The sequence below is a fragment of the Spirosoma knui genome, from assembly GCF_054780635.1.
This window is the reverse complement of record NZ_BAAGVY010000015.1, coordinates 100893-113853: the sequence shown is the minus strand read 5'-3', so window position 1 is coordinate 113853 and position 12961 is coordinate 100893. Positions and strand designations below refer to the sequence as shown.

The window sequence follows — 12961 nt, the reverse complement described above, 5'->3', positions numbered from 1 at the left end:
ACCTTCCGGAACCGGATGAGCTGGTTATGCCAGCAGAAGGTATAACCCTGCTTGTCAACGACGGATCGGACGTAACGCCTGCGCTCTGCGCTGAATTAATCGCCAAAGATCATCAACTGGTCGTGCTGACCTGGGGAACCGATGTTAACCGCTCTAAGCAATCGCTTCCGGAAGGCGTAACTGAGTACGTGCTGGCTGATGTTCAGGAAGACACGATTCAGAGGACGCTTGCTCGGTTGGGCAACTCGGTCAGTCAGCTCATTTACCTGCATCCCCAGCAAACGGGGGCAGTGGACGTACAGACGTTTGCTACAGGAACAGAAAAAGCTTTTTTGAAAGCAGCTTTTCTATTGGCTAAATGGCTGAAACCCGCCTTAAATCAGGATCACTGGCAGACACGACCGGCTTTTCTGGTGGTCGTTCGGCAGGATGGCGCGTTCGGACTGCTGAATTCGGGCCATGACGCTATCTTGGGCGGAGGGTTAACCGGCTTGACGAAGTCGCTGAATCTGGAGTGGCCGGGCGTCTTCTGCCGAACCGTGGACGTATCACCGGACTTGACTCCGGCTGTAGCAGCCCAAAAAGTTCGTCAGGAACTATACGACGCCAATCGGTGCCTGCTCCAGACCGCTTATACCGCTGATGGGAAGCGGCAGACACTCGTCGCTGAGCCAGTGGCCCCGTTTACTGAGCCAACACTGAGCGCTCAACTTGATCAAGACAGCGTCTTTCTGGTAACGGGCGGAGGGCGGGGCATTACGGCCAGTTGCGTCAATCAACTGGCGGCTACGTTTCACTGTACATTTATTCTGCTGGGCCGAACGGAATTGTCGGCTACTGATCCGGCCTGGGCCGATGGGTTAACGGATCCGGCGGAGTTGAAACGGCAGGCCATGAAAACGCTACAAATGGCAAGCGAAAAACCACTGCCTCGCGTAGTGGAGCGCATGGTAAGCGACGTACTGGCTCAACGCGACATTCGGGCAAACCTGGCCGAGCTTCAACGTCAGGGTGCCAGGGCCTTTTATCGGGCCGTTGACGTAACCAATGCCGCAGCCGTAAAAGCGGTCCTGGCCGAGGTAACGCCACTAACCGGCCCCGTCACGGGTTTGATTCACGGAGCCGGACGACTAGCCGACAAACGCATTGAACAGAAAACCGATGCAGATTTCGACGCAGTTTTTGACGTTAAAATACAGGGGCTGGCGTCGGTGATGCAGACGCTTCCCGTAGATAATCTCCGGCATGTCGTCCTGTTTTCGTCGGTAGCCGGATTTTACGGTAATGTCGGGCAAACGGATTACGCGATGGCGAACGAAGTCCTGAATCGGTTTGCCTATCTGTTCCGAAAGAACTTCCCGCTGGCGCATATCGTGTCGATCAACTGGGGAGCCTGGGACTCGGGTATGGTGAGTCCGGAGCTTAAAAAGATGCTGCTGGCTCAACACGTATCGTTTGTGCCGTCCGACGAAGGACCGCAGGCGCTGGTCGATCAGCTAAGCAGGCAGGCCACAGATCAGGTGCAGGTCATTCTGGGAGGGACCCTGCCCGTCGCCAAAGCGGAGGTCAGCACGCCGGTACAGACCTACACAATTCGCCGTACGCTGACGCTGGAAGCCAATCTGTTTCTGGCGCACCACGTCATTCAGGGTCATGCGGTTCTGCCCATTAATATGGCAAATAGCTGGCTGGCCCAAACGGCCGACAACCTGTACCCTGGCTTTACGCTCTACCGCGAAGAGAACGTCAAGCTGTTCAACGGAGTCGTCTTTGACGGTACGCAGCCTACGGACTTCGAGGGGATTATTCAGGAACAGACAAAATCTGAAGATCGGATTCAGGTACTGGCTACTATTCTCAGTCGGGCTCGCACGAACGTACCGCATCAGGTCAATGGTCGATCCCTGCCCCGCTATCAGGGGCAGATCACCCTGGTTGCCCAACGCCCAGCGGCTCCGGTTGAAAGTCTTCCTGACCTGACCGCTCCGTTCCTGGCCGATGCCTCCGTACTCTATCAGGACGGTACGTTGTTTCACGGACCCGATTTTCAGGGTGTAAAGCAGATCGTTTCGCTGGACGAACAGGGCGTTTTGCTTTTGTGCGAGCATCCGGGCGTGGCGTGGGAACGGCAGGGCCAGTTTCCGGTGTCGACCATTAACGGCTTTCTGACGGACATCATGTACCAGGGATTGCTGATCTGGGTACGTCGGTTTCATGGCTGTGCGTGTTTACCTCTTCGCACGGACGGGGGCGAAATCTTCGGAGAACTGTCCTTCGGGCGACCTTTCTACGTAGCACTCCGGGTCGTGAAGTCAACCGATTTTACGATGGAAGCCGACCTGACCGCTTATGATGCATCGACGGGAGCCGTATCGATAAAAACGCACCGGGCCAGCGTCACCATCAGCCGGGACTTGCAGTGGACGCCATCGGAACCCTTACTTCGTCGCGCCGAATGAAAACAGAACGGTCAGGAGAGAAAATTGCCGTAGTGAGTATGGGGGCGCTGTTCCCCGGCGCTACGTCGCCCGAGCAATTCTGGACGAATTTGGTTGCGAACGAAGCGTGTATCAGTGAGGCAACGAGTGCTGATTTTGGTGCCGATCCGAAGCTGTTTTATCAACCGGAAAAAGGCGGGTTAGATACCTGCTACTCGCTCAGGGGTGGATTTATCCGTGATTTTCGGTTTGATCCGGAGGGGTATAAACTAGATGCGCGGACGCTGCTGAATCAGGATCAGCAATTGCACTGGGCGCTGTACGTTGTCCGTGAAGCCCTACAACGTAGCGGCTACTGGCAGCACCCAAGTCTGAAGCAGTGCGGGGTCATTCTGGGAAACTTGTCTTTTCCTACCCGTCAGTCGCGACAAATTCTTTCCTCGATGTATGCCGATATGGTCCAGCAAACGCTGGAAACCCTCGCGGGTGAACCCGTACCGGTAGCTATCCCATACGTAGCGCAGCGGGGCAGTTTTCAGGAGTCGGTTCTGGTTAGCACACCCTCCGCGTTGGTGGCCCAGGCCGTTGGTCTGCGCGGGCCGCATTATTCGCTGGATGCTGCCTGTGCGTCCAGTTTGTATGCCATAAAATTGGCTTGTGATGAATTACGAGCTGGAAAGGCCGATATGATGCTCGCGGGCGCTGTTAGCTGCGCTGATCCGCTCCTGATTCATATCGGATTTTCATATTTCCACGCGTATGCGCAATCAACGGAGGTTTCGGCCCCACTGGATGAGCGTTCCAGCGGACTCACCTCGGCCGAGGGCGCGGGAGTTATCCTACTGAAACGACTGTCGGATGCCCAGCGTGATGGCGATACGATTCACGCGGTTATCGAGGGAGTCGGCTTGTCGAACGATGGCAAAGGTGAGTTTTTGCTCACGCCGAACCCCAAAGGCCAGCAACTTGCTTTTGCACGTACTTATACGAAACTAGACCCGGATCAGCAGGCGATTGATTATCTCGAATGCCATGCGACTGGAACCCGGCTCGGAGATAAAACCGAACTCAACAGCATCGGTGATTTTTTTGATCAGAAGCCTCCCTTGATTGGCTCCATAAAGCCAAACCTTGGGCATTTGCTGACGGCGGCTGGCATGGCCAGTACAATAAAGGTCATTCTGGCGATGCAGCAGCGGATGATACCTGCTACGATTGGTGTCGATAAGCCACTTGCCTCGGCTGATGGACGAGTGGGGGCTGAGCAGTTGGTGCGCCAGAACCGGCACTGGCCTAACGACGCTGACCTGATCCGGGCGGGCGTCAATGCCTTTGGGTTCGGCGGTACCAACGCGCACATGGTGCTGTCAACGCCCGCGTCTGGTACGTTCCCTGCCCAGGCACCCGTTGCCCAACCGGCTGAGCCAATGGCAATCGTTGGAATGGATTTACACATAGGTAGCTGCGAGAACCTGGATGAGTTTTACCTGTCGCTGCTCCTCGGCCGACAGCACTTTGGCCCCCTGCCGCCCGAACGCTGGAAAGGCATGGACGCGCTCCGCAAAACCATGGCGGATGCTGATTTGCCGCCTGTCAGTGAGTTAAGAGGAGCCTGGGTCGAGGCTTTTGATATTGATCTGCTGCGGTTCAAAATTCAGCCCAAAGAAGCCGAGCGGGCCACTCATCAGCAGGTCTTGATGCTGAAAGTCGCGGATCGGGCCATTCAGGATGCCAATCTGCATACCCTCGAAGGAAAAGGAGCTAACGTAGCGGTCATCATCGCGATGGAAACCGAACTGGAAATCCACCACCGGTTGGGTCGGTGGCACATGGGCTGGCAGGTTCAGCAGGCTGTCCGGGAGTCTGGTCTGGACGTGGCCGAATCAGCCGTAGGCAGCTTGACGAATGGGTTGAAAAATGCCATTTTTTCGGATTACGAAGGCCATTCGCTCAGTGAGCATACCGGTTTTATCGGTAATATTATTGCCAGTCGAATTGCCGCCCTGATGGATTTTACCGGGCCAGCGTTCACCGTATCATCGAACGAAAACGGGGTATACAAAGCCCTTGAAATTGCGCAGAATTTACTGACGAATCGGGAGGTGGATGCCGTCGTGCTTGGTGCCGTTGATCTGGGCGGGGGGCTGGAAAGCGTACTGGCCCGCCAGGCCGTTCATCCGGTTCATACCGGCCCCGTATCGATGGGGTGGAACCATAGCACCCAGGGCTGGACCATCGGCGAAGGAGCCGGTGCCATTGTGTTGAAACGAGCCGATGCAACGGCGAGTGACCGCGTGTACGCCCGCATCGACGACCTGGCTATTGTGCAGTCGGACGAAACGCATTGGCGGGGCGCGGTCTCGGCCAGGGCGGTCGCTCAGGCCGCCGAACAGGTACTACATCGCCAGCAGCTTCGTCCGACCGACATTGGCTACCTGGACGTATCGGCTAGTGGCATAGCGCAACAGGATCAGGCCGAGATTGCGGGCCTGACCGAGGCCTACCGGGCTAGTGATGCTCCGTTAACCTGCGCGTTGGGAAGCAGCAAAGCCTTCATCGGTCACACGTTTGCCGCATCGGGTATTGCGTCGATTATTAAAACGGCTCTATCACTCTACCACCGGTTTCTGCCGGGTGTTCCGAACTGGGAAGGCCCTTCGTCAGCGGCTCCGTTTGTTCATATTCCCTTTTACGTCCCCGATGGGGCACGTCCCTGGGTTCCCGAGAAAGGGGCAACGCGCCTGCGGGCGGCCATCAGTGGGCTGGCCTCCGACGGTACCAGCGCCCATGTGCTTCTTTCAGAAGGCACTCACGCCCAATCTGGTGAACCGTCGACGTACCTGCTTCAGGGTGGCGAACGGATTTTTCCCATTCAGGGTGCTACCCTCGACGGACTTCTTAACCAGCTAGCTCACCTGGACGATGAACTGGCGACTACGTCTTTCCGACACCTTTCGGATAGGCTCTGTCAGGCATATGAGCCGACATCAGAAGCCGGTCAAATACTGGTGCTGGTAGCTGCATCGGATGAGGAATTAAAAAAAGAGATTACATTCTTCCGGCTAAAATTCACCGCACAGGCGACCGCTATCGGTACGTTACAGACCCCGGCCGGTAGTTATTATACCGACAACCCGTTAGGGAAGCGGGGTAAACTGGCTTTGGTATATCCCGGTTCAGGCAGCATGTACGCTGGCGCTGGCGCAACTATCTTTCAGGCCTTTCCCGATTTAGACGAACGCCTGAAAACGCAGGGGTACGACCCGGCCGATGCGCTGCGGACGGAGGTGTACCCACGTTCGCTGTTTGCTTTGAGTCCGGCCGAGAAACAGGCGCGGGAACGTCAGTTGCAAACCGACGCGTCGGCCATGATGCTGACGGGCTGTACGTTTTCGGGGCTGTTTACCAAAATTCTGCACGATCACCTGGGCGTTCAGGCCGATTCAGCCCTGGGGTATAGCATGGGCGAAACCAGCGCGATGTGGTACTGTCAGCGCGTCTGGAGTACGGTCCATGTAGAAACGAAATTCTGGCAGGCTCCGCTGTTTCGGGAAAAAGTGGGAGGGCGTATGCGCCTGTTGGCTGAACTCTGGCAGCTACCGGAAGCCGAAGCGCGGCAGCGGTGGTCGTCCCGGCTGATCTCTGTGCCCAACGGCAGGCTGGGCTATGCGTCACTGGCCGACTGGTTCCGGCAAGAGATAGCCCCCCGTGAGAGCCGGGTGTTTCTGACCTTTATCAACACCGATACTGAAATAATTATTTCCGGGGATTCGGCTGATCTGGACCGCATCGTAACGACCTATCCGCTAACGGCTATGCCGCTAACCATCAACAATGTCGTCCACCATGACTTTTGCCGACAGGTGACCGACGAGTTGATAGCGATGCACCACCTGCCAATCGAGCACATACCGGATAAAGCGTTCTATTCCAGCGTAACCGCCCAGCCGCTCCGCATCGACAGTGATGAACTCGCCCGTAATTCGCTGGAAGTCTGTTGCCAACCCGTCGATTGGCCCCGCATCGTGCGCAAACTGGCTGCTGATAACCACAAGCTGTTTGTGGAAGTAGGGGCTAACGCGACCTGTTCCCGGTGGATTGCAGACGTACTACAGGAGCAGGAACATGCCGTTTTTCCAATGGATCGCAAGGGGGCTAGTGTGCTCCGCAATCTGACCGGACTAGTGGCCCGGCTGCTGGCGCATAGCGTACCGGTGCAGTTAACCCCGTTTTATGAAACCAAAAACACCGGCTCACCCGCCCGTAAGTCGTTCGTGAAAACCTTACATACGGGTGGTCCCCGCTTTGAGTCGCTGCTGCTGACGCCGGAAAATAGACACCTTTTTTCGCAAAATAATAAACGTGCTGAACCTGCACTAATTGAAGCGGAGACGACGGTTGTGTCCCAGGTGGCTGCTACGTCCGTTCGTTCAACCCCACTTTCTCCCGCGCCACCCATGACCTTATCCGTGCCGGAATCTACCGCCAAATCACACGTATTAACTCGCCAACGGGCCGAAAACGGCCTGCTGTTACAGGATTATTCCAATCCCGACTATTTAGCGAACAAACCCGTTGTCTGGAATGAAGCCGATTTGTTGACATTCGCTACGGGCAGGATCCAGGACGTATTCGGGGAGGAGTTTACCGTTATCGATACGTATCGTCGTCGGGTGATGCTGCCTATGCCGCCGTATCTGTTGGTAAGCCGGGTGACGCAACTGGATGCCGTGCCGCAGGTGTTTAAGCCGTCCCGGATCACCACCGAGTACGATATTCCGTACCAGTCCGCTTTTGCCACCGACGGGCAGATTCCCTGGGCGGTCGCTGTTGAATCCGGGCAGTGCGATCTGCTTTTGATCAGCTACCTGGGCATTGATTTTCAGAATAAAGGCGAATACGTATACCGGCTTCTGGACTGCACCCTGACCTTCACCGACGATTTGCCGTTTGAAGGGCAGACCCTGCGCTACGATATTTCCATTGACCGTTTCGTGCGCAACGGAGCTAATCTGTTGTTCTTTTTCCATTACCGATGCTACGTCGAAGACCGGCTGGTTCTGAAAATGGACGGCGGCTGCGCCGGTTTTTTTAGTAATGAAGACCTGGCACAGGGACAGGGTGTCGTGTTTAGTCCGCAGGAGCTGAGCGAGCGGGCCAGTCGCCCCCGGCAGTTCTTTACGCCCCTGCTGGACTGCGACAAGTCAGCTTTCTCGCGGGAGGAGCTGATGGCGTTGGTGAACGGTGATCTGGTCAGCTGCTTTGGCTCCGCTTATCTGCCGAATGGCCGCAATCCATCGCTGCGGCTGCCCCCCAAAGAAATTCTGATGCTGGACCGGATTACGCGGGTTGACCGGCAGGGTGGAAGTGCGGGTATCGGATTCATCGAAGCCGAGAAAGAACTGCGTCCCGACGACTGGTATTTTCCCTGCCATTTCCGCGATGACGAAGTCCTGGCCGGTTCACTACAGGCCGAAGGCGGTGGGCAGCTCCTGCGTTTCTTTATGCTGTTTCTGGGTATGCAGCGGCTGACGAAAGATGCTCGTTTCCAGCCGATCCTCGGTTTGCCCCAGAAAGTTCGGTGCCGGAAAGAGGTACCCGCGCGACCGGGGAAACTGGTGTATCAGATGGATGTAAAGGAGATCGGATTAGTAGCCGAACCCTACGTCATTGCTGATCTGACCATTCTGTACGAAGGCCAGATCGCGGTCTTCTTCGAGAATCTTGGACTGCGGCTCCAGGAGAAAGACCAACCTGCCTACCGGAAAGAAACGCTGCCTCGCGAGGGAGGGGTGTTTGTGGAGCCCATGCCGATACCGGTACTTTTCAATGAATACCATCTGACCCAGTTTGCGCTCGGTCCTATTCATAAATGTTTCGGCGAGGAGTACCGGCTATTTGAAGGTCGGGCGCTTTCTCGTCAGCCGAATACGGATTTGCAGCTCATTTCCAGGGTACTACGGATAAACGGCGAGCGAGGTGTGTTCCAGAATAAGCCGGAAATCGTGACGGAATACGACGTACCGGCCGACGCCTGGTATTACCAGCAGAACGCAGCGCCCGAAATGCCCTATTCCATTCTGATGGAGATTGCGTTGCAACCCTGCGGATTTTTGGGAGCGTACCTGGGCTCTACCCAGCTCTTTCCGGAGAAAGATCTGTTCTTCCGGAATCTGGATGGGGAAGGCAATCTGTTACGTTCCGTCGACCTGCGTGGCAAAACGATTACCAATGCCGTTCGCATGGAGAGCCATACGGCCCTGAACGGTACGGTGCTGCAGCGCTACAGTTTCGAGCTACGCGTTGATGAGCAACCATTTTACCGGGGGACGGCCTCGTTCGGCTTTTTCACCAAAGACGATTTGTCGAGTCAGGCTGGTCTGGACCGGGGTACGCACGTAGCGCCCTGGTCTGAAACCCCAGCGGTAGAGGGGCTAAATCGCCTTTCCTTTAAGCTGGATTCCTTGTTTGGGCGGATGAAACTGTTTCGTTCGTCGAATCCGGCGTCTCCGCAGCTTCACCTGGCTGGCGATCAGCTTAACCTGCTGGATACGGCGCTCGTCGTCAAAGAAGGCGGGAACTACGGCAAGGGCTACGTGTTTGCCCGGAAAGTTATTGAAGCGCACAACTGGTTTTTTACCTGTCATTTCTACCAAGACCCCGTGATGCCCGGCTCGCTTGGGGTGGAGGCAATTCTGCAGGCGATGCAGCTTTTTGTGCTTCAGCAGGGGCTGGCAGATGGCCTACGTAACGTTACGTTCCGGCAGGTGGCTCCGCACAGAACCGTGTGGAAATACCGCGGCCAGATACTAGCGACCGACCCCGAAATGCGCCTGGAGGTGCACATCAAAACGATTGACCGAACGGATCAGTCGCTGACACTCACCGCCGACGCGAACCTCTGGAAAGGGCCGCTCCGCATTTATGCGGTAACCGACATCGCTGTCGCTGTCCGGTGATTACGAATAGAATGAATGGAAGACCAACAGAATATTAACGCTATTGAGTGGATCAGGCAATGATTGCACATGAGTTAAGTATAAAATCGCTGCCGTCGAACGGGATCACCGCCGATCAGGGGTGGGTAACGGCGAAATGGTTTGGCAACCAAACGGATGTCAGCTTCGATGAACCAGGAATTCGGCGGATACTTGAAGCCCGACATCAGCCGTGTTTCTGGGTGCGGGATAAACAGGGACGAATCGGAGCCGCCACCACGATGGGGACGACCGATAGGTCCCTACTCTGTTCCATGGAACTCCTGGCAACTTTGCCCGCTTACCAGCCCGAGCAGCTCGGTGATCCTTTGTTCCGGCAGACCTATGGCACTCGATATAACTACATGGCCGGTGCGATGGCCAACGGCATTGCTTCCGAAGAACTGGTGATAGCGCTCGGTAAGGCGGGGATGCTGGCTTCGTTTGGGGCGGGTGGGCTGGTTCCGTCCCGGATTGAGCAGGCCATTGACCAGATTCAACAGGCCCTACCCAACGGACCGTATGCGTTCAACCTGATTCATAGCCCCAGCGAAGAAGCCCTCGAACGAAAAGCGGTTGACCTGTATCTGCAAAAAGAGGTACGCGTCATCGAAGCATCGGCTTTCCTGAGTCTGACCGAGCATGTGGTGCGTTACCGGGTGGCGGGCATCAGCCGGGGGCCGAATGGGACGATTCAGTTAGCCAATCGGGTTATTGCCAAAGTGTCGCGGGTAGAGGTAGCAGCCGCTTTCCTTAAGCCCGCGCCGGACAGTATACTGCAAACGTTGGTTGGCCGGGGAAGCATCACACCGGAACAGGCTGAACTGGCAGCGCGGGTGCCAATGGCCGACGACATCACCGTCGAGGCTGATTCGGGAGGGCATACCGACAAACGGTCGCTGGTTTGCCTGCTGCCCGCTGTGCTGGCCCTGCGCGATCAGATTCAGGCTGAGCAGAATTATGCGCAAACCGTTCGCATTGGGGCGGCCGGGGGCATTAGCACGCCGGAAGCCGTAACCGGAGCCTTTGCCATGGGCGCTTCGTACATCGTAACCGGGTCCGTTAACCAAAGCTGCCGGGAAGCGGGAACCTCCGATCACGTTCGGGCTATCCTGGCGAACATCGACATGACCGACGTAATGATGGCACCAGCCGCCGATATGTTCGAGATGGGGGTGAAGCTCCAGGTTGCCAAACAGGGAACGCTCTTCGGCCTGCGGGCGCAGAAGTTGTATGATCTCTATAACGCGTACCTGAGCTGGGAGGCTATTCCCGAAAAAGAACGCGCTATGTTGGAGAAAACTGTCTTCGGCGATTCTTTCCAGACCATCTGGCAGCATTGTATCGACTTTTTCTCGGAGCGTGATCCCGAACAGATTGTGGTAGCGACCGACAATCCCAAACGCAAAATGGCTCTTGTATTTCGCTGGTACCTGGGGCTGTCGTCGGTATGGGCGAACCGGGGGGTAGCCGGGCGGGAACTGGATTATCAGATCTGGTGTGGACCGGCGATGGGGGCGTTTAACGCCTGGGTCAAAGGCTCCCGGCTTCAGGCGTGGGAAAACCGGCGGGCCGCCGACGTAGCGTTGCAGTTGCTCACCGGCGCGGTTTACCTGAATCGGATTCAGTACCTGGCCCTGTGGGGCATTCACCTGCCGGGTCATTATAAACAGGTACATATCCAGCCCGCTTAGTTTTATTGTCATCTCTGTTTCGTCGACGATGGACTACGTTTTGGTATGTAAGCCGCAGCACGAAATTATCCCGGATACGCGTCTGCTCGACGCGGGAGAGCAGACGCGTTATCAGCGGTTACGTAGTCCACAAAAACAACTCGAATTTTTGACGGGCCGTACCCTGCTGAAACAGGAGCTGGCTACGTATCTGGGCGTAGCAGCCCGGTCCGTTTTTCTGGCGACCACAACCACCGGTAAACCGTATTTACCGGCCGTATACGGTTCTCAACGACCCCATTTCAGTCTGTCACACGCAAACGGCTGGTATGGAGTTGGGGTGGCTGCACGGCCGATTGGCATTGATCTGGAAGCAAAACAAAACATCGACGTAACGCTGTTTCAGCACGTTCTTACGCAAGAAGAACGTAAAGCACTTCTGACAGTCCCTGAGTCGATCCGAAGCGACCGGTTTTTACGTTTGTTTACGGCTAAAGAGGCTTTTCTAAAAGCAACGGATAAGCGCTGGTCCCTCAGCGAAATCCAGTTCGTGCCCGATGGGGCAGCCTGGCGACTGCACTTGCCTGCCGAACCGTATCAGTTTTATCAGCTGGAAGAGCCTAATTACTGGCTAACGGTCTGTCTACAGATGATGCCCTGATTGCCTGGTGAATCCTACCTTCTCACTTCCTCTGTTTACGGGTACGTCCCGCAACGTGAGCGTCTGACCGATGGCTTAATCCGCGTTTTGTCGGTATCTGCCGATGAGCGGCCACTCCCGATATACACTTATTTCTGCGGTTGACATACCAAAAATTGTCGTTCACAACATTTTTCGGCGCAGCCTTTCCGGACAATCTACTTTTGAGCACCTCATCTAACCAATGAACCCGGCTGACTCGTATGGATAAGCTGCATCACTACTGCTCTAGTTTACTGCTCGTTAAACACCTTCAATCGTTCCTCACTTATGGATTGGCAGGGGTCGGCTGCGTCTGTCTCTGGATTAAAGCCTTCAGGTTCGGCGTAAACGGCATTAATGGGTCGGTAAGCACCACATGGGCCAGCCGGTTTCTAAACGCAGACAGGCGGTTAGCTGTCCAGGCTCAACTGCTGGGCGTGTTTGGCCTATTCAGTATTTCGCTCCCGCTTGTGTTGATGGCGGGTTCGGCTGCTTTCGATAGCTGTACAGTCGTGCTGGCTTCGGTCAGCCATTATTACTACACCACTATGGGCCTCGTTTTTGTTGGTGTACTGTATACGACGGGTCTGTTTTTGTTTCTTTACAAAGGCGACAATCGCGCTGAGGTTATTGCGGCTCGCTTCGCTGGTATCTGCATCAGCATGGTGGCCTTCCTGCCAACCTCAAAAGACATTTATGGATGCTGCACGTATACGTACCATCCCAATGCAATAGGTGAGGAACTGCACAAGGCATTTGCCGCTTTTTTCTTGCTGACTATGGCTGGGCTGTTCTACCTGTTTGCACGCAGTAACCGTTCTACGAGCAAACAGGCTCGCAGCCGCAACCGCCTGTATCGCACGAGTGCCGTTACCATTACGGTCATCGTGTTTACCATTGTAGCCCTGTCGAAACCAGGCTGGCTGGATAAACATACGCAACAGCAAGTACTTTTCGGGATGACTACCTACAAGCCGATCTTCTGGATGGAGTGGCTGGCTTTGGTAGCCGTTGGTACGTCCTGGCTCATCAAAGGGCAATGGCTGCTGGCCGATCCGGTGCCGCAATCGGCGTATATACTAAACCCTAAAACGACGGCGGCTAAACTAAGTACGTTTGCGTCAGTGCTGCTCTGAGGCTGCGACCTTGACCTATTGACCTGAAGAACAGACTGGATAAACTGGGCTGGTT

Annotated in this window: 5 protein-coding genes; all 5 read left to right on the top strand. The window is 55.6% G+C overall.

Annotated elements, in window-relative coordinates; all coding sequences use genetic code 11:
- Positions 1-26 precede the first annotated feature (26 nt).
- The 5 genes from ACYVIY_RS24955 (at position 27) to ACYVIY_RS24935 (ending at position 12906) form a co-directional block, all read left to right on the top strand.
- Positions 27-2459 (top strand): SDR family NAD(P)-dependent oxidoreductase, encoded by a 2433-nt coding sequence (locus ACYVIY_RS24955; protein WP_460979241.1) that lies wholly within the window; start codon positions 27-29, stop codon positions 2457-2459.
- Entirely contained in the window at positions 2456-9397 is a 6942-nt protein-coding gene (locus ACYVIY_RS24950) for a beta-ketoacyl synthase N-terminal-like domain-containing protein (protein WP_460979240.1), read from the top strand. Before ACYVIY_RS24955 ends, ACYVIY_RS24950 begins: the two co-directional genes overlap by 4 nt.
- 59 nt (positions 9398-9456) lie before the next feature.
- Entirely contained in the window at positions 9457-11109 is a 1653-nt protein-coding gene (locus ACYVIY_RS24945; protein ID WP_460979239.1) for a PfaD family polyunsaturated fatty acid/polyketide biosynthesis protein, read from the top strand.
- Between the two features lie 28 nt (positions 11110-11137).
- Positions 11138-11749 carry a 4'-phosphopantetheinyl transferase family protein gene (locus ACYVIY_RS24940; protein ID WP_460979238.1) on the top strand — a complete coding sequence of 204 codons (612 nt, stop codon included), beginning with the start codon at positions 11138-11140 and terminating at the stop codon, positions 11747-11749.
- A 242-nt stretch (positions 11750-11991) separates the two neighbouring features.
- Positions 11992-12906 (top strand): hypothetical protein, encoded by a 915-nt coding sequence (locus ACYVIY_RS24935; protein ID WP_460979237.1) that lies wholly within the window; start codon positions 11992-11994, stop codon positions 12904-12906.
- Positions 12907-12961: the final 55 nt, after the last annotated feature.

Excerpts from the sequence above, each read along its gene's own strand:
- ACYVIY_RS24955 (WP_460979241.1), top strand. The coding sequence starts at position 27 with ATGCCAGCAGAAGGTATAACCCTGCTTGTCAACGACGGATCGGACGTA.
- ACYVIY_RS24950 (WP_460979240.1), top strand. The coding sequence starts at position 2,456 with ATGAAAACAGAACGGTCAGGAGAGAAAATTGCCGTAGTGAGTATGGGG.
- ACYVIY_RS24945 (WP_460979239.1), top strand. The coding sequence starts at position 9,457 with ATGATTGCACATGAGTTAAGTATAAAATCGCTGCCGTCGAACGGGATC.
- ACYVIY_RS24940 (WP_460979238.1), top strand. The coding sequence starts at position 11,138 with ATGGACTACGTTTTGGTATGTAAGCCGCAGCACGAAATTATCCCGGAT.
- ACYVIY_RS24935 (WP_460979237.1), top strand. The coding sequence starts at position 11,992 with ATGGATAAGCTGCATCACTACTGCTCTAGTTTACTGCTCGTTAAACAC.